The organism is Actinotalea ferrariae, from assembly GCF_019733465.1.
GTDB classification, from domain to species: domain Bacteria; phylum Actinomycetota; class Actinomycetes; order Actinomycetales; family Cellulomonadaceae; genus Actinotalea; species Actinotalea ferrariae_A.
Genome location: NZ_JACVQL010000029.1, coordinates 1 through 19,770, shown reverse-complemented (window position 1 = coordinate 19,770; position 19,770 = coordinate 1). Strand labels below are relative to the sequence as shown.

The following is a 19,770-nucleotide window of genomic DNA, read 5'->3' as shown; positions in this document are numbered from 1 at the left end:
GGCAGGATGGCGGCCGTGCCGTCACGCTCGCGGGTGCCCAGCCTCCCCGCGGTCGCCGTCGCGGTCGCGACGGGCCTCGTCGCGGTGACCGCGCTGCTCTCGGTCGGCGCCGCGTCCGGGGTCGACGCAGAGGCGGCCGTCAGCGCCCCGCTGGCCGGCAGCGGTCCCTGGTGGACCGGTGTCGCCGTGCTCGTGGCGCAGGCGATCGCCCTCGCTTGGCGCCAGACTCACCCGCGCCTCGTGCTGCTCGTCGTCGCCGCCGGCGTCCCGGTCGCCGCGCTCGCCGGTCTCGGCGACGCCATCGGGGCGACGTCCGTCGCGGTGCTCGTCGCGACCTACGCCGTGACGGTCGGGGGCCGCGTCCGGCCCGCCGCGCTCCCGCTCGGGCTCGCCGCGGCCCTCGTCGCCGTCGGCACGTTCGTCGCGCAGCCCGCGGACGGTGCACCGTTCCTCGTCCGGGTGGGCGCCCCGCTCGTGCAGGCCGTCGCGATCGTCGGGCTCGCCGCCCTCACCGGCGTCGTCGTCGGGTCGCGCCGCGAGGCGGCCGAGGCGCGCGCCCGTCAGGTCGAGGCCCTCAGCCGCGAGCAGGGCGCGCGGGTCGAGGCCGCTGTGGCGCGCGAACGCGCGGCCATGGCGCGCGAGCTGCACGACATCGCGGCGCACCACCTGTCCGGCATCGCCGTGATGACGGGCGCGATCGGCCGCCAGATCGACGTCGACCCGGAGGCCGCGAAGGCGGCCGTGCAGCAGGTCCGCGCGGAGACGTCCGCGATGCTCGACGAGCTCCGCAGCCTCGTCCGGCTGCTGCGCGACGCCCCGGACGAGGCCGAGCACCCGCAGGAGACCCTCGCCGCGGTGCCGGCGCTGGTCGAGCGGGCGCGGGCCGCCGGGCTGGACGCGAGCCTCGCGATGCTCGGCAGCCCGGCGGAGCACTGGGACGCCGTCGGCCCGCTCGCGCAGCTCGCCGCGTTCCGCACCGTCCAGGAGTGCCTGGCCAACGCGATCCGGCACGCGCCCGGGGCGACGTGCGAGGTGGTGCTCGACGCTCGCGCCCCCGCCGTGCTGCAGGTCAGCGTGACGAACGGGCCGCCGACCACGACGCCCGTCCCGGCGTCGTCGGACCGGCCGGGCGGGGGCCTCGGCCTGGTCGGGATGCAGGAGCGCGCCGACCTGACCGACGCGCGGCTCACCTACGGGCCGCAGCCCGACGGCGGCTGGCGCGTGTCCCTCGCGGTGCCCGCCCACCACGACGCCGTCACCCCGGGGCGACCCGCAGCAGGGGAGGGACCGGCCTGATGATCCGCGTCGTGATCGCCGACGACCAGCCGCTGGTGCGCGCGGGGCTCACCGCGATGCTCGGCGTCGAGCCGGACCTCGACGTCGTCGCGGCCGTGTCCGACGGCGCGCAGGCGGTCGAGGCCGCCCGCCGGCTGCACGCCGACGTCGTCTGCATGGACGTGCGCATGCCCGGGACGGACGGGATCACCGCGACCCGCGAGCTGTGCGGGCCGGGCGTCCAGGACCCGGTGCCCGTGCTCATCCTCACGACGTTCGACGTGGACGAGCTGCTGTTCGGCGCGCTCGAGGCCGGCGCGTCGGGCTTCCTGCTCAAGGACGCCGAGCCCGCCACCGTGGTCGAGGCGGTGCGGTCCGTCGCCGCGGGCAACGGCACCCTCGCGGACACGCTGACCAAGCGCGTCGTCGAGGAGCTGCTCACGCGCCGCCGCACCCAGCCCGTGACCGCCGCACGCGCGAGCGAGCTGCTCACCGCGCGCGAGCTGGAGATCCTCCTGCACCTCGCGCAGGGCATGTCGAACGAGGAGATCGCCCAGGCACTCTTCCTCGAGGTCTCCACCGTCAAGTCCCACCTGGCGCGGATGATGCCCAAGCTCGGCGTGCGGTCGCGCCTCCAGGCCGTCGTGTGGGCGTACCAGAACCGCGTGGTCGACGTCGGCGGCTGAGCGCCTCCATCGAAGGATGGAACCCGTGGGGACCCTCCTCAGGAGGCTCGATGGGCACCACCGCCCGTTCCTAGGTTCGAGATCGACACCAACGACCTCGACCCCAGGAGCACCTCATGGCAACGCCCACGACGGCCGAGGTGACGGCCACCGCCGTCCGCCTCGTCGACATCCACAAGACCTACCCGGGCCGCGAGCCCGTCCACGCGCTGCGCGGGGTCTCCCTCGACCTGCTCGCCGGCTCGGTGACGGCCGTCGTCGGCCAGTCCGGCTCGGGCAAGTCCACGTTGCTCAACACCGCGGCGGGGCTGGACACGCCCACGCGCGGCACGGTCGTCGTCGGCGGTCACGACCTCACGGTGCTGCGGCCGGACGACCTCACGCGGTTCCGCCGCGAGCACGTCGGGTTCGTGTTCCAGGCCTACAACCTCATCGGGCACCTGACGGCACGCGAGAACGTGCGCCTGCCGCTCGCGCTCGCGGGCCGCCCCGTCGACCCGGCGTGGGAGTCGTCGCTGCTCGAGTTCCTCGGCGTGGTGCAGCTCATGGACCGGCTGCCGGGGGAGCTGTCCGGTGGGCAGGCGCAGCGGGTCGCGATCGCCCGCGCACTCATCACGCGTCCGGCGGTCGTCTTCGCCGACGAGCCCACGGGCGCGCTCGACTCCCGCACGGGAGCCGCGGTGCTCGAGGTGCTGCGCGACACCGCCCGCGAGCTCGGGCAGACCGTCGTCATCGTGACGCACGACGCGGTGGTCGCGGCCGCCGCCGAGCGCGTCGTCGTCCTCGCGGACGGGCTGGTCGTCGACCAGCTCGACCGCCCCACCCCCGAGCAGGTCACCGCTCGCCTCCTCACGAAGGGTCGGTGAGCACCATGTGGCAGCTCGCGTCCTCGGGCGTCCGCGCCCACCGCGGTGCCTTCGCCGGCACCGCCGTCGTCCTCGCCGTCGCCTCGGCGGTCCTCGCCGTGACCGGCGTGCTCTTCGAGTCCGGCCTGCGCACGCAGGCCGCCGGCGACACCGCCTCGGGCGGGCTGCTCGTGGCACTCGCCTCGTCCTACTCCGGCACGCTGCTGGTCGTCGTGGTGATGGTCGTCGCGGCGACCGTGAGCCTCGCGCTACGCAGCCGCCGTCGCGAGTTCGCGCTGCTGCGCGCGGTCGGCGCGACGCCGGCGCAGGTCCGGCGGGCCGTCACCCTCGAGGTGGGCGTCGTGTCGCTCGTCGCCGCGCCGGTCGGCGCCGTCGCGGGCCTGTTCGGCGCCCGGCTCCTCGACCCCATGCTCGTCCGGGCCGGGATGGTCGAGCCGGACTTCGCCTCGTCGCTCTCCCCGCTGCCCGTCCTCATCGCCGTGCTGCTCATCATGGTGACCGCGGTACCCGTGGGCCGGCTGGGCGCACGCGAGGCCGCTCGGACGGCACCGACGGCGGCGCTCCAGCAGAGCGCGGTCGAGGACCGGCAGGTCGGGACGGGCCGGAAGGTCACCGCCCTGGTGCTCACGCTCGGCGGGCTCGCCGCGGCGTTCTCGAGCCTGTGGGTCCCGGGGCTCATGGGGAGCGCGACGGCCTCGCTCTCGGCCTTCCTGCTGATCGGCGCCGCAGCGCTCGCCGGGCCGGTCCTGGTCGGCTGGATCTTCGACCGGCTCGCGCGGATGCAGCCCGCCACCGGCCGGCCGGCCACCATGCTCGCCGTGCGCAACGTGCGCGGATTCTCGCGGCGGCTGACGACCGTCGTCGTGCCGCTCGCCCTGGTCGTCGCAGCGGCCACCATCCAGACGAGCGTCAACCACGCGATCACGACCGGCGCGGAGCAGGAGCTGCGCGCCGCGATCACCGCCGACCTCGTCGTCACGCCCGCCGACGACGCGTCGGAGGACCTGCCCGCGCAGGTCGCCGCGGTGCCCGGCGTCGCGTCGGCCGCCCCGCTGGCGACCGTCCCGGCGCAGGTCCGCACCGAGGTGGACGAGGACTTCGGCGCGACGTGGGAGGCGACCGCGCTGCGGGTCGTCCCCGGCGACACCGCTGCGCTCGACCCGGACGTGGTCGAGGGGTCGCTCGCGGACCTGGACGCGCCGAACACGGTGGCGGTCAGCACCGACACGGCGTTCACGACCGGTGCCGGGCTGGGCGAGACGCTCACGCTGCGCCTCGGGGACGACGAGGTCGACGCGACCGTGGTCGCCGTGTTCTCGCGCGGGCTCGGCGTCGGGGGCGCCGTCACGGGCCCGGCGACGGCCGAGGCGCACGGGCTGCCCGTGGTGGCCGACACCGTGCTCGTCGACCTGACCGCCGAGGCGGACGTACAGGCCGCCGAGGCCGCGATCAGCGCCCTCGGCGCGACCGCGACCGACGTCGACGGCTACCTCGCCTCGGCGACCACCGCCGGCGGCGAGAACGACATCTCGGTGACGCTGCTCCTCATGCTGCTCGGCGTCGTGGCGGTCGGTGCGGCGAGCACGCTCGCCATGACCACGATGGCGCGTCGCGAGGAGCTCGCGCTGCTGCACCGCACCGGCACCACCCGCCGCCAGCTCATGGCGATGACCACCGTGGAGGCGGCGATCACCGGGGTCACGGCGTGGGTCCTCGGCACGGTCGCCGTGGTGCCGGCGGTGGTCGGCGTGAGCGCCGGCCTGCTGAACGGGCCCCCCGTGGTGGACGTTCCGTCGTACGCCGTCGTGAGTGCCGCCGTGGTGGTCTTCGCGCTCGTCGCGACCGCCCTGGCGGCGCGGCGGACGACGCAGCTGGCGACTGCCGTCGCCTGATCCGCGGCAAGGCGCCCCGCGGGACCGTAGCCTGGTCCCGCGGGGCGTGTGCGCTCTCAGCCGCGCCACAGGTGCGCGCTGCGAGACTGCACGGCATGGGCGTCGTGCCGGACGAGAACCCGTTCCTGGGTTTCCGTGAGCCGCTGCCGAGCCCGCTCCGCGCAGCGGGGTTCACGCACGAGCTCATCGAGCTCGGGGAGGTCACGCTGAGCCACGTCCGTGGGCCGGCGGCGGGACCGCCGCTGGTCCTGGTCCCCGCGCAGATGGCGACCTGGCGGACCTACGCGGGCGTCATGCCGGCACTCGCGCGGACGTTCGAGGTGTTCGCGGTCGACGTCCGCGGCCACGGGAGCTCGTCCTGGACGCCCGGGCGGTACAGCTGGGAGTCGGTCGGCGGGGACCTGGCCCGGTTCCTCGAGGACGTCGTGCAGCGGCCCGCGGTCGTGAGCGGCAACTCGTCCGGCGGCGTCCTGGCGCTCTGGCTCGGCGCGACCGTGCCGGACCACGTGGCCGCCGTGGTCCTCGAGGACGCCCCGGTGTTCTCGGTCGAGATGCCGCGGTTCCGCGACCGCGACCGGTTCGTCCACCAGGGGCTCGAGCGCTTCGTGCGCGTGCTGGGTGACCGCGACGTGCGCCGCCTCGCCGACTACTTCCGCGACCAGGTGCTGCCGGTCTCGGAGCGGCGCGTCAAGCGGATGCCCGGCTGGTTCGTCGACCTCCTGGACCGCGCCGTCCGCGACTACGAGCGCCGCCACCCCGGCGAGCCGTCGGGCGCGGACGCCTGGTGGCTCCCGGGCGCGATGCACGAGCTCATGCGGTCGCTGTCGATGTTCGACCCTGACTTCGCGCGGGCCTTCGTCGACGGCCGGTTCTACGGCGACCTCTCCCACGAGGCGGCGCTACGGGCGCTGGCATGCCCCCTCCTGCTGCTCCACGGGTCCTGGTTCCGGTCCGAGCGGTTCGGCCTCGTCGGGGCGCTGGACGACGACGACGCGCGGCGGATCCGCGACCTGGTGCCGGGGACGGTGTACCGGCGGATCGACGCGAACCACGTGATCCACCGCTTCCGGCCGAAGGAGTTCGTCGCCGAGCTCGTGTCCATCGCCTCGTCGTCGGGCAGTCGCGCGGACGCCGTGTAGCGTCCCGAGCCGTGAGCACAGCGCAGAACGACGACGACGGCGCCACGCACGAGCTCGTGGTGCAGCTGCGCGACGAGGTCGCGATGCGCGTGCCCGACGACGTCGTCGTCCGGCCCGCGCCCGACGGGTTCGCGGTGGGCTACCCCGAGCCGCTGGTCATGCGCGGGCCCGACGGACCCACCACGACGCACCTGTGGGCGATGGTCGCGTGCGACCCGACGACGCTCACGCTCACGATCACCGACCTGGTCACCGGGACGGACGTGAGCTTCTTCGAGCTGAGCCGCAGCGCCTTCGTGTTCAAGGGCCGAGTCACGGGCGACCGCCGAACGCGCGAGTACGGCACGCTCCCGGACGGGACGCGCGGGCTCCTCAGCAGCCAGGTGCACAGCCCGAAGGTGCTGCACACCGCCATCCGCGAGGCGGCCGCGGAGCTGGGGTGGCAGGAGAAGCAGCCGACGTCGGCGGTCGTGGGCAAGGCCGTCGGGATCGGCACCGCGGTCGCCGTCGTCCTCGCCGGGCTCGTCGTCGGCGTCCTGGCCCTGACGGGCCGGCTGGGCTGACGCGCCGTCAGGCCGCGGAGACGCTGGTCAGCACGGCACCGAGCTCCGGACCCACGACGGGCAGCTGGTCGGCCGTGCAGACCGCGGAGACGACGAGGACCGCCGTCGAGCCGTCGGGCTGCACGGTCCCGAGCACGCCGTCGAGCTGACGCAGGTCGTACGTGCGACCGTCGACCTCGACGGTCGCTCCGAGCAGCTGGCTCAGCCCCGGCGCAGGACCGTCGGTGCGCGTCAGCTGCAGCCGCTCCGCGGTGCCCGTCTGACGCGCGAACCGCAGGGCGGCGTCGTCGGCGACGCCGTCGAGCGGCGCACCTACGGGCACGAGCGCGCGGCGCACCGACATCAGAGGCGTGTACCCGCCCGGGAGGCCGGTGCGCGCGGCGACCGCCTCGACGCCCTCGACCCCGGCCTCGGCGGGGTCCATCGGCCGCCACAGGTCGTTCGGCCACGTCAGGCTCGTCATCGTCACCACCAGCCCGTCATCGTGTCCCACAGCTCGCCGCCGGTACGCGCCATGGCCTCCGGGTCGATCACGATCCCGACCGACGCCTTGCCGCCCAGGCCCCACGCGAGCCCGGCGTTGGCGCCGATGTGCCACTTGCCGTCCTCGAACTCGAACGTCGCACCCGCGCCGGCGCCCGCGCCGGCCCAGCCCTCGGCGCCGCCCGTGATGCCGATGCCGCCGACAGAGCCCTCGATGTCGCCGGCGATCCGCGCGCCCGCGAAGACCTCGCCCTCGACGTCGACGCCGTCGGTGGTGAACGTCGCCTCGCCCTGCGCGGACGCGCCAACCTGCGCCCGCCCGGACAGGTGCACGTCCGAGTAGTCGTTGCGGTAGCCGACCTGCCCCTCGGCCTTGGCGATGTTGGCCTCGGCCTCGAGCCTGGCCTGGAAGCCCTTCATGGCCGCGTACGACGCCGAGCCGGTCACGCCTGCGGACAGCGCCTCGACGGTGCCCTCACCGTAGAACTGCCCGTTGCCGGGGCCGGCCGGCGTCGTGAAGCCCCCGCGCCCGCGCCAGACCCACGCACCCGCGTTGACCGACGCGAGCACCGCGGCGAGCCCGAGCGACGGCATGCCCTCCTGGCCGTTCCAGCTGTTCTTGCCCCACTGGTCCTTCCACTGGTCGCTCTTGAGGCTGCCCCACGACCAGCTCGACTCCGCGTCGGTGGTGCTCGAGCCGCTCGTCGAGTACGTGCCGCCGCCGGCGCGCGTGAGCGCCATGATCGTGTCGTCGCCGGACGAGTCGAGCGAGGTCCGCGCCTCCTCGAGGAGGTCCTGCGCCTCGCGCCGCTCGGCCGCGCCGGCGTCGGTGAAGAGGGGGTACTGGCCCGACCCGCCGTTCGCGTTCCACTGCGCCACCGCGCGGTCGTGCGCGTCGCGGGCCGCCTCCGTCTGCTCCTCGCCACGCTCCCACGTGTCGATCGCGGTCTGCGCTCGCGACTGGGCGGAGACGATGACGTCGGCGTGGGTCTGCAGCGCCCGCGCCGCCTGGTCCAGCAGGTCGGACGCCTGGTGCCAGATCGACGGGACCGTGCCGAAGGAGTCCCAGAACGCGTCGGACGCCTCACCGGTCCAGGACGGCGTGCGCAGCGCCTTGAGCTCGTCGCCCGTGTCCGACAGCCGGTTCGCCCAGTCGGTCAGGACCGCCGCGGTGCTCCGGAGCGTGGCGGCGTCGCCCGGGACGAGCGCCACGGCGTCCGTCGTCGTGCCGAGCTCGGCGGAGTGGGGTGCCGTCATCAGGGGCGGTTCGCGTGCGAGTCGAAGGAGGGCAGCGACAGCGAGCGGAGCGTCTCGGCCGAGCCGTCGTCGGCCACGCAGTACAGCCGCGCGGCGTCCCGGACGTGCTCGGCGTGCTGCAGGAGGTTGCCGACCAGCACGTTGATCACCTCGGAGGTGTGGTCGACGAACTGCGGCAGCACGCTGCCCAGCTCGACGTGCCCGGTCACCTCGGCACCCGTCCCGGCCGTCGACAGCGCCGGGCAGCCGTACGTCGCGCCGATCTCCTCGAGGCGGCCCGCGAGCGCCGTGAGCTCCTCGTTGCTCGCCAGGAACGACCCGCTGCTCATGCGTCGGCCTCCGTGGGCTCGTCGTCGACCTGGATGTCGAGCCTGACCGTGGTGCCCTCGACGGACGTCACGGTGACGGTCACGCCGTAGGTCGCGCCGCCCGCCATGAGCTCGCACCGCGTCGACGCGCCGGTCTCGCCCTCGAGGGTCTCGGGGCACTCGACGTCGTCCGGTGCGACGCCCACCTGCTCCTCGAGCTGGTCGCTGACCTGCTGGGCCAGGGACTCGGGGGAGACGCTGACGGTCGGGCCGACCGAGCAGCCGCCGAGCAGGGCGGCCAGCGACGCGATCACGACGGCAGCCGGCAGCGGTACGGGTCGGGTGCGCACGGCGGCATCCTCGCACAGCGCGGTGCGCCCGCCGGGGGGTGCCCGTCGTGCTCGTGCCGGTTCGCGGGCCGGTGTCCGGTCCGCCTCACCCGACCGGGCGAGCGCTCGGTCCCTAGGCTCCTCGCATGGCCACCGTCATCCTCGTCCGGCACGGTCGCACGACGGCGAACACCGGCGGCGTCCTCGCCGGACGCACGCCGGGTGTCGTCCTGGACGAGCACGGCACCGCCCAGGCTGCGCGCACCGCCGAGCGGCTCGCCGTCGTGCCGCTGGTCGCCGTCGTCACGAGCCCGCTGGAGCGGTGCCGCCAGACGGCGCAGGCCGTCCTCGACGCGCAGCCGACGGCGCCGCCGCTGCGGACCGAGGACGGGCTGACCGAGTGCGACTACGGGCAGTGGCAGGGCCGGACGCTCGGCGAGCTCGCGAAGGAGCCGCTGTGGTCCGTCGTGCAGAACCAGCCGTCGGCCGTCACGTTCCCCGGCGGCGAGTCGATGGCCGCGATGCAGGCGCGCGCGGTGGCGGCGGTACGGCGGCACGACGCCGCCGTCGAGGCGGAGCACGGCGCGGGAGCCGTCTGGGCCGCCGTGTCCCACGGCGACGTCATCAAGTCCGTCCTCGCCGACGCGCTCGGGGTGCACCTCGACCTGTTCCAGCGCATCGCCGTCGGCCCCGCATCCGTGTCCATCGTCCGCTACGGCACGTCGCGGCCCGAGGTCGTCACGACGAACACCGACTTCGGCGACCTCTCGTGGCTGGCCGCCGTGACGGCGGTGGGCGACGCGCAGGTCGGGGGAGGCGCGGGGCACGCGGGCGGCGCGGAGGGGCCCGGCCGGCGGCCCGCCGACGCCGCCGGCGACGCGGACCGCGCGGACGACGCGGCTCGCTCGTAAACTGACGCCGTGCCCACCCTCGTCCACGAGTTCGACTGGCCGGACCGCGTCGTCATCGGGACGGTGGGCCGCCCGGGCGAGCGCACCTTCTACCTCCAGGCCCGCACCGGCGCGCGCAGCACCTCGGTCGCGCTCGAGAAGGAGCAGTCGGTGCTCCTGGCGGAGACGATCGACGACTTCCTGGACCGGTTGTCCGCCGACGCGGACAACCCCGTGACCGTCCCCGCCGAGACGCCCGTCGAGCTGATCGACGACGGCCCGCTCGACCAGCCGGTCGAGGAGCAGTTCCGGGCCGGGACGCTGCGCCTCGGCTGGGAGCCGCGGACGGCGCAGGTGGTCATCGAGGCCTACCCGGTCGAGCTCGACGACGACGCCGACGACGACGAGACGGTGCCCGACCCGGAGGATGCGGAGCCCAGCGAGATGCTGCTCATCCGCATCCCCGTCGGCACGGCCCGCGCGTTCGTCGAGCGCACCCGCAAGGTGGTGCGCGCCGGGCGGCCGACGTGCCCGCGCTGCGGCCGGTCGATGGACCCGGACGGTCACGTCTGCGACGACCTGCCCGACGGCGTGTGACGACGGCGGACGCCGACCTCGAGGACGGCGAGCTCGAGCTCGTCGGCCGCATCACCGCCGCCTCGAACGCGACGTTCCTCGGCCGGGTCGACGGCGTCGCCGTCGTCTACAAGCCCGTCGCGGGCGAGCGGCCGCTGTGGGACTTCCCGGACGGCACGCTGGCGCGCCGTGAGGTCGCCGCCCACGCCGTGTCCGAGGCGCTCGGGTGGGACGTCGTGCCGCGCACCTGGCTGCGCGACGGGCCGCTGGGCCCGGGCATGGTCCAGCAGTGGCAGGAGCCCGACCGCGAGCAGGACCCGGTCGACGTCGTCCCCGCCGACGCCGTGCCGACGTCGGGCTGGCGCACCGTGCTCGAGGCGAGCGACGAGCGGGGTCGGCCCGTCGTGCTCGTGCACGAGGACTCCGCGGCCCTGCGGCGCATGGCCGTGTTCGACGTCGTCGTCAACAACGCCGACCGCAAGGGCGGGCACGTGCTCCCCATGCCGGGCGGCCACCGCTACGGCGTGGACCACGGCGTCACGTTCCACACCGAGCCCAGGCTCCGCACGGTCCTGTGGGGGTGGCTCGGTGACGAGCTGCGCGACGACGAGGCCGCGGGCGTGCGGGACGTGCTGGCGGCACTGGGCGGTGCCCTGGGGGACGCGCTGTCCGAGCTGCTCGACGACGAGGAGCTCGTGGCGCTCGCGGCCCGGTGCGAGCGGCTGCTCGCGGAGCGGCGGTTCCCGGCACCGGAGGGGGACATGCCCGCCGTGCCGTGGCCGTTGTTCTGAGCATCACGTCGCTCGAGGGCGCCGCGGGACGGCTCAGGCCTTCGGCGTGAGCACCTCGACCCCCGCCTCGCGCAGCGCGTCGGCGAGGTCTGCGGGCGGCGGCGCGTCGGTCACGAGGTAGTCCGCTCGTCCGAGGTCGGCGATCTGCGCGAACAGCCGCCGGCCGAACTTCGTGGAGTCGGCGAGCACGGCGACGCGGGCCGACCGGTCCATCATCTCGCGCATCATCGTCGCCTCGCCGAGGTTGCTCGTCGAGTAGCCGGCGTCCACGGCGACCGCGCCGACGCCGATGAGCGCCAGGTCGCAGCGGATGTCGCGGTCGACCCCGCTCTGGGTCGGGAAGGCGACGGCTCCTACGGTGCCCTGCGCGCTGACCCGCACGACGCCGCCGAAGACGTACAGGTCGCGGAACGCGACCGGGTTGAGCTCCGTCGCGAGCCGCAGCGAGTTGGTGGCGATCGTGAGGTCGCGGTGCTCGGCGAGGTGCCGCGCGGTCGCGAGCGTCGTCGTGCCCGCGTTGAGCATGATCGCGGCGCCGTCGGGCACGAGGCCGGCGGCGAGCGCGCCGATCTGGTCCTTGGCCTGCGTCTGCAGGCGCAGGCGGACGTCGACGCCGGTGTCCGGTCGGGGCACGGCCTGCGGGCTGATCGCGCCGCCGTGGGTGCGGATGAGCACGCCCTCCGCGTCGAGCTGGTCGAGGTCGCGCCGGATGGTGTCCGGCGAGACGTCGAACCGCTCGGCCAGGCCCGCGACGGTCACCTGACCCGTCTCGGCGACGTACGCCGCGAGCTCGGCCTTGCGGCCGGCGGGCAGACGCCGGGAGGAGCCGTCGATCGTCGTGGACATGCGAGAAGTGAACCGGACGGTGCGGCTTCATGCAAGAAACCGCACCACCGCTCGCCTCCGCAGTGCCTTGCAGGGCTACTCGGGCCTCAGCAGGCGTTGACACCGCCACTTCACCCGGTCTACGTTGCAGAAACCCGCAAGAATGCGCAGCGACGTGCATGAAGCGGCAGAGTCCTGAAGGAGAGTCATGAGCAAGGGCGCTTACGTTGGACGCTTCATCGCCGTCACCGGAGCCGCGGCACTCGCACTGACCGGCTGCTCGGGGGCGCAGGAGACCGGTGGAGGCACCGCGGACGGCGACGCCGCCGAGGGCGGCGAGGTCACGATCGAGTTCTCCCAGTGGTGGGAGCCCGAGCTTCCCGACGGCGAGTTCCGGGCGCTCATGGACCAGTTCGAGGAGGAGAACCCGGGCATCACGGTCGAGCTGCTCTCGGGTCCCTACGCCTCGACCAAGGAGCAGGTGGTCGCGGGAGCCGCTGCGGGCACGATGTCGGACGTCGTCGGGCTCGACGGTGCCTGGGTCAGCGACTTCGCCCAGCAGGGCGCTATCGCGGACCTCTCCGCCCTCATGGAGGAGGTCGGCTACGACGACAGCGAGCTCGCCAGCCAGGTCCAGATCGACGGCGCGACCTACATGATCCCGGTCGTCAACTTCGTCTACCCGATGTTCACCAACGACACGCTGCTCGCCGAGGCCGGCGTCACCGCACCGCCGGCAACGCGCACCGAGTTCGCGGAAGCCGCCGCGGCCGTCACGACGGGCGACACCTACGGCTGGGTCCTGCCGCTCTCGCTCGAGGCCCCCAACGGCATCCAGAACGACGTCATGTCATGGGTCTGGGCCTCCGGCGGCTCGATGCTCGAGGACGGCCAGCCGGCGCTGGTGGACAACCCCGACGTGGCGAGCGCGACCGAGTTCGTCCAGGGCATGTGGGAGGACGGCGTCATCGCCCCCGGCTCCTTCACGATGAAGGAGCAGGACAAGGTCGAGGAGTTCACCAACGGCCGCGTCGGCATGATGATCGACTCGCTCGCGCACGTGAACCTCATCCGCGAGTCGAACCCCGACCTGCAGTTCAGCATCTCCGCGATCCCGGCCGAGGACGGCTACGAGGACGAGCGCGGCATCCCCTACGCCTCGTGGGGCATCGGCGTGGCCGAGAACTCCGAGCACCAGGAGGAGGCCTTCAAGCTCGTCGAGTTCCTCATGAGCGAGTCCGTGAACAGCGAGCTCTCCTCGATCGCCAACGCCTTCCCGGGCAACGTCGGCTCGGTGCCGGACTTCGTCGAGGAGGACGAGCTCTTCGGCACCGCGTTCGAGATCTACCAGTCCGGCTTCCCGGCCAACGAGTTCACCGGGCTCCCCGTCGCCGAGCAGCTCATGCGCGACTTCGGCGAGGAGTTCCAGCGGGCGCTCGACGGCCAGCAGTCGATGGAGGACGCGCTCGCCGCCGCGCAGACCAAGTGGGAGCAGGAGTTCTAGCCCGACCGGCGTCGAACCCCAGGGGTGGCGCCGGGCACGACGTGCTCGACCCGGCGCCACCTCACCTGCGAAGAGAGAGCCAGTCCCATGTCCCAGATCACCCGTCCGCCTGAGGACACACCCGTGCTCGCAGCGCCGGTGCGCGTCTCGGAGGCCAGCGGCCGAGGGCGCAGCATCTCGCGGTTCAAGCAGCGGCTGACGCCCTACGGCTTCCTGACGCCCACCGGCGTCCTGCTCGTCATCCTCATGGTCACGCCGATCATCATGGTGATCAGCTACTCGCTGCTCGACGGCGTGATCACGAACAAGAACCCGGCGTTCGTGGGGTTCGAGAACTACGCCGAGGTCCTCACGAACCCGGTGTTCTTCGACGCCGTGCGGAACACGCTCGTCTTCACCGTCTCGTCGGTGGTCGTGCACTTCGCGATCGGCCTCGCCTTCGCGCTGATGCTCAACTCGCCGCTGCTCGGTGACCGCATCAAGGGCCTGTTCCGGGTCCTGTACATCCTCCCGTGGCTGTTCACCGTCGCGATCGTCGCGGTGCTGTGGCGGCTCCTGCTGAGCCCGAACGGCGTCGTGAACTACCTGCTCGGGGCCTTCGGTGTCACCGACGGGCAGACGGAGTGGCTCGCGAGCACGTCGACGGCGCTCGCCGCCGTGACGTTCATCAACATCTGGTCCGGCTACCCGTTCTTCATGATCTCGCTGCTGGCCGGCCTCCAGGGCATTCCGCGCGAGCTCTACGAGGCGGCGCGGGTCGACGGCGCGGGCGCGTTCAAGCAGTTCCGCCACGTCACCCTCCCGCAGCTGCGCCCGATCATCATCTCGATGGCGCTCCTGGACTTCATCTGGACGACGCAGCAGTTCGCGCTCATCTGGATGACCACGGGCGGCGGACCGATCGCCGCCACCGAGGTCCTGTCGACCTTCACCTACAAGCTCGCGTTCACGCGCTACGACTTCTCGGTCGCCTCCGCCGCTGCGGTGCTGGTGCTCCTGATGTCGATGGTGCTCGCGTTCTTCTACGTCCGGCACCAGAAGGCGAGGGACTGACATGACCGCTGTGGTCGAACGCCCGGCCGTCACCGACGGCACCACGTCGCGGACGCCGCCCAAGAACACGGGCAAGAAGGTCGCGCTCCTCGCGGCACTGACGCTCGGGGCGCTCTTCGCCGGGCTGCCCGTGCTGTGGATGCTCGCGAGCTCGTTCAAGCGGAACTCGGAGATCTTCGCGTTCCCGCCCCGCCTCATCACGCCAGGCTTCTCGTTCGACGCGTACACGACGATCCTCACGGACCCGACGAAGCTGCGGTTCTTCCTCAACAGCTACGTTGTCGCCCTGTCGGTCACCGTGCTGTCGCTCGTGGTCGCGGTGCTCGCGGCCTACGCGTTCAGCCGGTACGAGTTCTGGGGCAAGAAGACCATCAACGTGGTGGTGGTCTCGGTGCAGGCGGTGCCGCCGATCACGCTGCTGATCCCGTACTTCGGGCTCATGGTGACGCTGCGGCTCTACAACACCTACCAGGGTCTGATCCTCACGTACATGGTGTTCACGCTGCCCTACGCGATCATCATGATGACGGGCTACTTCAACACGCTGCCCAAGGAGCTCGACGAGGCCGTCAAGGTCGACGGCGCGGGCCCGATGACCGCCCTGTGGCGCATTCTGGTGCCCATCTCGGTGCCCGGCCTCGTCTCCGTCGGCGTCTACACGTTCATGATCGCGTGGAACGAGTTCCTCTTCGCGCTGACGCTCACGCGCACGGAGGACATGCGCACCGTGCCCATCGGCATCCAGCTCCTCATGGGGCAGCACTCGTACGAGTGGAACGAGATGATGGCGATGAGCATTCTCGGGTGCATTCCTGTGCTCCTCCTGTTCCTGTTCTTCCAGCGTTACTTCATCGGGGGGATGACTGCCGGCGCCGTAAAGCTCTGAGGAAAAGCACAGACCACCTGAGAACGACAGAGAGTAGACCGAGAACATGTTGATGAACGGCAAGGACCTGCTGGCGGTCGCGAACGAGAACTACTTCGCCGTCCCGGCGTTCAACATCAGCGACTACGCGATGGGCAAGGGCATCTTCGAGATCAGCGAGAAGCTGCGCGCGCCCCTCATGATCGCGATCCACCCGGACGAGGTGGCGCACCTCGGGCGCGACGCCCTGCCGGCCATCGTGCAGCGCGCGCACCGCTCGTCGGTGCCCGTGGCGATCCACTGGGACCACGGCGGCTCCTACGAGCAGGTGCTCGAGGCCATCCAGTACGGGTTCACGTCGGCGATGATCGACGCGTCGATGCTGGCCTTCGAGGACAACGTCGCGATCACCAAGCGGGTCGCCGACACGGCGCACACCGTCGGGGTGTCCGTCGAGGGCGAGCTCGGCACGATCGGCAAGCTCGACGAGCAGGCTGAGGACGGCGTCGCCGTCTCGGAGATCACATACACCGACCCGCAGCAGGCGGTCGAGTACGTCGAGCGCACCGGCATCGACAGCCTCGCTGTCGCGATCGGCACCGCGCACGGCCTGTACCCGAAGCACATGAAGCCCGAGCTCAAGCTCGACCTGCTCCAGCAGATCAAGGAGCTCCTGCCCATCCCGCTCGTGCTCCACGGCGGCTCGGGCAACCCCGACGACGAGATCGGTCAGGCGGTCAAGCTCGGAGTCAACAAGATCAACATCTCGAGCGACATCAAGGTGGCCTACCACGACCGGATGCGCGAGGTGCTGGCCGACACCACGCTCCGCGAGCCGCTCGTCATCCAGCCGCCGGCCATCGCGGCGATGCAGGAGGTCGCGGCGCAGAAGATCCACCTCTTCGACGCCGCCGGCAAGGCCGACCTGTACTGACGGCACCACCAGGGCCATCGAGGGGAGCGGGCAGCAGATGAGCACGAGGTTCGTGCTGGGCATGGGCGGGACGGTCGACTACGAGATCCGGTGGAACCCGGCGGTGCTCGAGCAGCTCGCCGTCGAGCACGGCGTGGGCCCTGAGGACCTCGACGTGACGACCCCGGTCGACTCGGTGCGCGACCTCGTGCGCAGCCTGCTGGCCTTCGTCCGCGACGGTGTCGGGGGAGAGCGGTTCGTCGCCTCCTCCGACATCGTCGAGGCGGTGGCCGCGCGCTTCGACAAGGCGGTGACCCTCGGCGGCACCTGCGTGCGGGCCGCGATCGCCATGGACGTGCTCGGCGTGGGCAGCACCGTGCACCTCGTCTCGATCGACGACACCGTGCGGCGGCTGCTCCCTGCGGGTGTGGAGCACGTGTCGAGCGCGACGCAGGACACCCTCGACCCGCACCTCATCGTGCAGTACCCCGCGGGGGCGCGGGTGCGGCTCGGCGACGTCGAGGTCGTGGCGCCCCGGCCCAACCGCATCATCTACGCGAACGACCCCCCGCATCGCGAGCTGCGCATCGCCGAGGGCCTGCCCGACGCGCTGCGCACCGCGGAGATCTTTCTCCTCTCGTCCTTCAACGTCATCCAGGACCCGGCGACGCTCGACGACCGGCTCGCGCGCGTCACGGACGCCATGCGGACCCTGCCGGCCGGGGCGCTCGTGGTGTTCGAGGACGCGGGGTTCCACGTGCCCGCCCTGAGCACGCGCGTGCGCGACGTGATGGCCGCCGTCGTCGACGTGTACAGCCTCAACGAGGACGAGATGCAGGCCTACCTCGGGCGTCGCGTCGACCTCCTCGACCCGACGGCGGTCGCCACGGCGATCGAGGAGCTGCGCGCCCTCGTCCCCGCTCCGACCCTCGTGGTCCACACGCAGCACTGGGCGCTGGCGCTCGGCGAGCGCGGAGCGACGCTCGGGCGCGCGCTGCACGGCGGCATCACGATGGCGAGCACGAGGTACCGCCTGGGTGACGGCTTCACCGCCGACGACTACGCCGTCACGGCCGCCACCGCGCCCGGCGAGGCCGCCGCGAAGATCGCCGCAGAGATCGCGCGCCTGCTCGGGCCCGACGCGACCGTCGTGCCCGCGCTCGACCTGAGCGCGGTGCCGGCGCCGACGACGATCGGGCTCGGGGACACCTTCGTCGGCGGCTTCCTCGCCGAGCTCGGCGCGCCGGCCGGACCAGCCGCCCGCGCCTCGGGCGCGGGCTCGTGACGGGCGCGGCCGCCCGCAGCCCCTGGGCCGACCTCCTCGACGACGGCCGCGTCGCCCTGCCCGAGGCGCTCGCGAGCGTCGAGGAGCTCACGCGATCGGACGGGCGGCGGACGGTCGCCGTCCGCCTCGCCGGCGGCCTCGCGTTCGACGTGCTGCCGGACCGCGGCCTCGACCTCGGCCCGGCCTGGTGGGGGTCGACACCGTTGGCCTGGCGCTCCATGCACCCGGTCGACCCGGGACCGGGGCACGGCTGGGAGTCGCGGTTCCTCGGCGGCCTCATGGCGACGTGCGGCCCGGACAACATCGGGCCCCCGCGCGGCACGTCGGGGCAGCACGGCACCCACCACCTGACCCGGGCGACCGACGTGCACTGGTCGCGCCGACGCACCGCGGACGGCGTCGAGGTGTCGGTCCGAGGCGTCGTCGCGCACACCACCTTCGACGGCCCACGGATCGTGGTCGAGCGCGAGGTCGTCGCCTCGACGGGAACGCCGTCGGTCGAGGTGCGGGACGTCGTCCGCAACGTGGGCGACCGGTCCGTCGGCGTCCCGCTGCTCTACCACGTCAACCTCGGCGCACCCCTCCTGCGCGCCGGCGCCAGGCTCGTGGTCGACGCCGACGACGTCGTCGTGCGCGAACCGCTGCCCCCCGGCCGCGACCCGCTCGTCACGCCGGCGCCGGCGACCGGGCTGGCGCCCGTCGTCGCCGAGCACACCGGGGTCCGTACCGCCCGCGCGACCCTCGAGGGCGACGCGGAGCACCCGGACGTCGTCGTGACCTGGACCGGCGAGAGCCTGCCCCGGCTGTGCACGTGGAGCTGGCCGGCGCGCGGCGCCTACGTGCTCGGGGTCGAGCCGACCAACGCACCGCTGTTCGGACCCGACCGCGACCTGCCGCACGCCGGCGCACCGGTGCTCGAGGCGGGGGCGCAGTGGGTCACGGGCGTGCGGATCGCCGTCGGACCCCACCGAGACTGAGGAGTCGCATGGAACCGATCGTCCTGCCCGCCAACCAACCCGCCGACCGCTTCTACGCGGGCGGCCGGCGGATCGTCGAGTTCCGGGGTTCGGGCTGGCCGGCGAGCCACGAGCCCGAGGACTGGGTCGGCTCGACCACCGCGGTGCTCGGGCACGCGCCCGACGGCCTGACCGTGCTGCCCGACGACAGCCTGCTGCGCGACGCCGTCGCGGCCGACCCCGTGGCCTGGCTGGGCGAGGACCACGTGGCCGCCTTCGGCGACGACCCGGCGCTGCTCGTGAAGCTGCTCGACGCGGGGCAGCGCCTGCCCGTGCACGCTCACCCGGACGTCCCGTTCGCGGCGGAGCACCTCGGCCTGGCCCACGGCAAGACCGAGGCCTGGGTGGTGCTCGAGCCGGCCACGGTCCACCTGGGCTTCGCGCGCGACGTCGGCGCGGACGAGCTCGCCGCCTGGGTCCGGGACCAGGCGTACGACGCGATGCTCGAGGCCATGCACACGCTCGACCTCGCCGCGGGCGACGCCGTGCTGGTCCCGGCCGGGCTCCCGCACGCCATCGGGGAGGGCGCGCTCGTCGTCGAGGTCCAGGAGCCGACGGACCTGTCGATCCTCATGGAGTGGGCGTCGTTCGCGATCGACGGCGCTGCCGACGGGCACCTCGGGCTTGGCTTCGACGTCGCCCTCCGTGCCGTCGACCGGCGCGGCTGGACAGTCGAGGAGATCGCGCACCTGCGCGGGGCGACCGCCGCGGACACCGGCGACCTCCTGCCGGACGCCGCCCCGTTCTTCCGCGTCGAGCGGTGGCGGGGTGGGCGCTCGGTCGACCCGGGGTTCGCGGTGCTCGTCGCGGTCGACGGCGCCGGGCAGCTCGTCGCCGCGGACGCCACCGTGCCGCTGCGGCGCGGCCGGACGGTCCTGCTGCCGGCGGCGGCCGGCCCGGTGACGCTCGAGGGCGACGACCTGCACGTGCTCGTCTGCCGTCCGCCGGCGCCGCCTCGAACCGGAACATCCCACGTCTCGCGCACGTTGACATGAGCAGGATGAGACGAGCGAAGAAGTACGAGGAGTTCGAGGACGAGGCCGGCCGGACCGTGCGGTACCGCCGCCTCGATGAGGGCGGCCTGGTGGCCGTCGGGGCCGAGGTGGCCCTCGACGCGCACGTGGGCCCCGACGCCTGGGTCGACCCCGGTGCGCGCGTCCTGGCGGGCGCCCGCGTGGGGTCGCGGTGCTGGGTCGAGCCGGGCGCCGTCGTCGGGCGGCAGGCGCAGGTCGGACCGGGCGTGCACGTGGGCCG

General features: G+C 73.4%; 21 protein-coding genes and 1 pseudogene. 17 read left to right on the top strand and 5 right to left on the bottom strand.

All coding sequences use genetic code 11. The features are described from left to right. The first annotated feature begins 33 nt into the window (after positions 1-33). The 6 genes from ICW40_RS21395 (at position 34) to ICW40_RS02895 (ending at position 6,421) form a co-directional block, all read left to right on the top strand. A complete protein-coding gene (locus ICW40_RS21395) occupies positions 34-1,296 on the top strand; it encodes a sensor histidine kinase (protein WP_221652334.1) in 1,263 nt (420 codons plus the stop codon). Further along, positions 1,296-1,961, top strand: a complete 666-nt coding sequence (locus ICW40_RS02915) for a response regulator (protein WP_221652333.1) — start codon at positions 1,296-1,298, stop codon at positions 1,959-1,961. The genes ICW40_RS21395 and ICW40_RS02915 overlap by 1 nt, the downstream gene beginning before the upstream one ends. A 116-nt stretch (positions 1,962-2,077) precedes the next feature. After that, complete coding sequence (locus ICW40_RS02910; RefSeq protein WP_221652332.1) at positions 2,078-2,827, top strand: ABC transporter ATP-binding protein; 750 nt, start codon at positions 2,078-2,080, stop codon at positions 2,825-2,827. Between the two features lie 5 nt (positions 2,828-2,832). Continuing rightward, positions 2,833-4,719 (top strand): FtsX-like permease family protein, encoded by a 1,887-nt coding sequence (locus ICW40_RS02905; protein ID WP_260458706.1) that lies wholly within the window; start codon positions 2,833-2,835, stop codon positions 4,717-4,719. A gap of 95 nt (positions 4,720-4,814) precedes the next feature. Further along, on the top strand, positions 4,815-5,858 hold the full coding sequence (locus tag ICW40_RS02900; protein ID WP_221652330.1) for an alpha/beta fold hydrolase: 1,044 nt from the start codon (positions 4,815-4,817) through the stop codon (positions 5,856-5,858). A gap of 11 nt (positions 5,859-5,869) precedes the next feature. After that, positions 5,870-6,421, top strand: coding sequence for a hypothetical protein (locus ICW40_RS02895; RefSeq protein ID WP_221652329.1), 552 nt, complete (start codon positions 5,870-5,872; stop codon positions 6,419-6,421). Positions 6,422-6,428: 7 nt separating this feature from the next. On the opposite strand, the gene ICW40_RS02890 is transcribed toward ICW40_RS02895, so the two are convergent. The 4 genes from ICW40_RS02890 to ICW40_RS02875 are packed head-to-tail and all read right to left on the bottom strand — an operon-like array spanning position 6,429 to position 8,819. Further along, entirely contained in the window at positions 6,429-6,884 is a 456-nt protein-coding gene (locus ICW40_RS02890; protein WP_221652328.1) for a hypothetical protein, read from the bottom strand. Positions 6,885-6,886: 2 nt separating this feature from the next. Next, positions 6,887-8,161 (bottom strand): WXG100 family type VII secretion target, encoded by a 1,275-nt coding sequence (locus ICW40_RS02885; protein ID WP_221652327.1) that lies wholly within the window; start codon positions 8,159-8,161, stop codon positions 6,887-6,889. Then, complete coding sequence (locus ICW40_RS02880; protein ID WP_221652326.1) at positions 8,161-8,490, bottom strand: hypothetical protein; 330 nt, start codon at positions 8,488-8,490, stop codon at positions 8,161-8,163. Before ICW40_RS02880 ends, ICW40_RS02885 begins: the two co-directional genes overlap by 1 nt. After that, complete coding sequence (locus ICW40_RS02875) at positions 8,487-8,819, bottom strand: DUF4333 domain-containing protein (RefSeq protein WP_308121594.1); 333 nt, start codon at positions 8,817-8,819, stop codon at positions 8,487-8,489. Before ICW40_RS02875 ends, ICW40_RS02880 begins: the two co-directional genes overlap by 4 nt. 125 nt (positions 8,820-8,944) lie before the next feature. On the opposite strand from ICW40_RS02875, the gene ICW40_RS02870 reads away from it, so the two are divergent. The 3 genes from ICW40_RS02870 to ICW40_RS02860 are packed head-to-tail and all read left to right on the top strand — an operon-like array spanning position 8,945 to position 11,055. Then, the gene (locus ICW40_RS02870; RefSeq protein ID WP_221652325.1) at positions 8,945-9,709 is read left to right on the top strand and encodes an MSMEG_4193 family putative phosphomutase; all 765 of its coding nucleotides are present in this window, start codon (positions 8,945-8,947) and stop codon (positions 9,707-9,709) included. A gap of 9 nt (positions 9,710-9,718) precedes the next feature. Next, positions 9,719-10,285, top strand: a complete 567-nt coding sequence (locus tag ICW40_RS02865; protein WP_221652324.1) for a DUF3090 domain-containing protein — start codon at positions 9,719-9,721, stop codon at positions 10,283-10,285. Continuing rightward, the gene (locus ICW40_RS02860; RefSeq protein WP_221652323.1) at positions 10,282-11,055 is read left to right on the top strand and encodes an SCO1664 family protein; all 774 of its coding nucleotides are present in this window, start codon (positions 10,282-10,284) and stop codon (positions 11,053-11,055) included. Before ICW40_RS02865 ends, ICW40_RS02860 begins: the two co-directional genes overlap by 4 nt. Positions 11,056-11,088: 33 nt before the next feature. Here the strand turns inward: ICW40_RS02860 and ICW40_RS02855 are convergent, their stop codons facing one another. Beyond that, complete coding sequence (locus ICW40_RS02855; protein ID WP_221652322.1) at positions 11,089-11,901, bottom strand: DeoR/GlpR family DNA-binding transcription regulator; 813 nt, start codon at positions 11,899-11,901, stop codon at positions 11,089-11,091. Between the two features lie 187 nt (positions 11,902-12,088). Between ICW40_RS02855 and ICW40_RS02850 the strand changes: the two genes are divergently transcribed. From ICW40_RS02850 to ICW40_RS02815, 8 genes and pseudogenes are all read left to right on the top strand, one after another. Then, positions 12,089-13,384 carry an ABC transporter substrate-binding protein gene (locus ICW40_RS02850; RefSeq protein ID WP_221652321.1) on the top strand — a complete coding sequence of 432 codons (1,296 nt, stop codon included), beginning with the start codon at positions 12,089-12,091 and terminating at the stop codon, positions 13,382-13,384. Positions 13,385-13,507: 123 nt separating this feature from the next. Continuing rightward, a complete protein-coding gene (locus ICW40_RS02845; protein WP_308121593.1) occupies positions 13,508-14,437 on the top strand; it encodes a carbohydrate ABC transporter permease in 930 nt (309 codons plus the stop codon). Position 14,438: 1 nt separating this feature from the next. After that, entirely contained in the window at positions 14,439-15,323 is an 885-nt protein-coding gene (locus ICW40_RS02840) for a carbohydrate ABC transporter permease (protein ID WP_260458702.1), read from the top strand. 52 nt (positions 15,324-15,375) lie between these two features. Then, a complete protein-coding gene (locus tag ICW40_RS02835) occupies positions 15,376-16,236 on the top strand; it encodes a ketose-bisphosphate aldolase (RefSeq protein ID WP_260458701.1) in 861 nt (286 codons plus the stop codon). 37 nt (positions 16,237-16,273) lie between these two features. Further along, a complete protein-coding gene (locus tag ICW40_RS02830) occupies positions 16,274-17,500 on the top strand; it encodes an ADP-dependent glucokinase/phosphofructokinase (protein WP_221652318.1) in 1,227 nt (408 codons plus the stop codon). Then, on the top strand, positions 17,497-18,477 hold the full coding sequence (locus ICW40_RS02825; protein ID WP_221652317.1) for a DUF4432 family protein: 981 nt from the start codon (positions 17,497-17,499) through the stop codon (positions 18,475-18,477). The genes ICW40_RS02830 and ICW40_RS02825 overlap by 4 nt, the downstream gene beginning before the upstream one ends. 8 nt (positions 18,478-18,485) lie before the next feature. After that, positions 18,486-19,511: a class I mannose-6-phosphate isomerase gene (locus ICW40_RS02820; RefSeq protein ID WP_221652316.1), complete on the top strand. Its 1,026-nt coding sequence runs from the start codon at positions 18,486-18,488 to the stop codon at positions 19,509-19,511. Positions 19,512-19,516: 5 nt separating this feature from the next. Then, positions 19,517-19,770, top strand: a pseudogene (locus tag ICW40_RS02815) (transferase); the annotation flags it as partial.

Excerpts from the sequence above, each read along its gene's own strand:
- ICW40_RS02915 (WP_221652333.1), top strand. The coding sequence starts at position 1,296 with ATGATCCGCGTCGTGATCGCCGACGACCAGCCGCTGGTGCGCGCGGGG.
- ICW40_RS02910 (WP_221652332.1), top strand. The coding sequence starts at position 2,078 with ATGGCAACGCCCACGACGGCCGAGGTGACGGCCACCGCCGTCCGCCTC.
- ICW40_RS02905 (WP_260458706.1), top strand. The coding sequence starts at position 2,833 with ATGTGGCAGCTCGCGTCCTCGGGCGTCCGCGCCCACCGCGGTGCCTTC.
- ICW40_RS02900 (WP_221652330.1), top strand. The coding sequence starts at position 4,815 with ATGGGCGTCGTGCCGGACGAGAACCCGTTCCTGGGTTTCCGTGAGCCG.
- ICW40_RS02890 (WP_221652328.1), bottom strand. The coding sequence starts at position 6,884 with ATGACGAGCCTGACGTGGCCGAACGACCTGTGGCGGCCGATGGACCCC.
- ICW40_RS02885 (WP_221652327.1), bottom strand. The coding sequence starts at position 8,161 with ATGACGGCACCCCACTCCGCCGAGCTCGGCACGACGACGGACGCCGTG.
- ICW40_RS02880 (WP_221652326.1), bottom strand. The coding sequence starts at position 8,490 with ATGAGCAGCGGGTCGTTCCTGGCGAGCAACGAGGAGCTCACGGCGCTC.
- ICW40_RS02870 (WP_221652325.1), top strand. The coding sequence starts at position 8,945 with ATGGCCACCGTCATCCTCGTCCGGCACGGTCGCACGACGGCGAACACC.
- ICW40_RS02855 (WP_221652322.1), bottom strand. The coding sequence starts at position 11,901 with ATGTCCACGACGATCGACGGCTCCTCCCGGCGTCTGCCCGCCGGCCGC.
- ICW40_RS02850 (WP_221652321.1), top strand. The coding sequence starts at position 12,089 with ATGAGCAAGGGCGCTTACGTTGGACGCTTCATCGCCGTCACCGGAGCC.
- ICW40_RS02840 (WP_260458702.1), top strand. The coding sequence starts at position 14,439 with ATGACCGCTGTGGTCGAACGCCCGGCCGTCACCGACGGCACCACGTCG.
- ICW40_RS02835 (WP_260458701.1), top strand. The coding sequence starts at position 15,376 with ATGAACGGCAAGGACCTGCTGGCGGTCGCGAACGAGAACTACTTCGCC.
- ICW40_RS02830 (WP_221652318.1), top strand. The coding sequence starts at position 16,274 with ATGAGCACGAGGTTCGTGCTGGGCATGGGCGGGACGGTCGACTACGAG.
- ICW40_RS02820 (WP_221652316.1), top strand. The coding sequence starts at position 18,486 with ATGGAACCGATCGTCCTGCCCGCCAACCAACCCGCCGACCGCTTCTAC.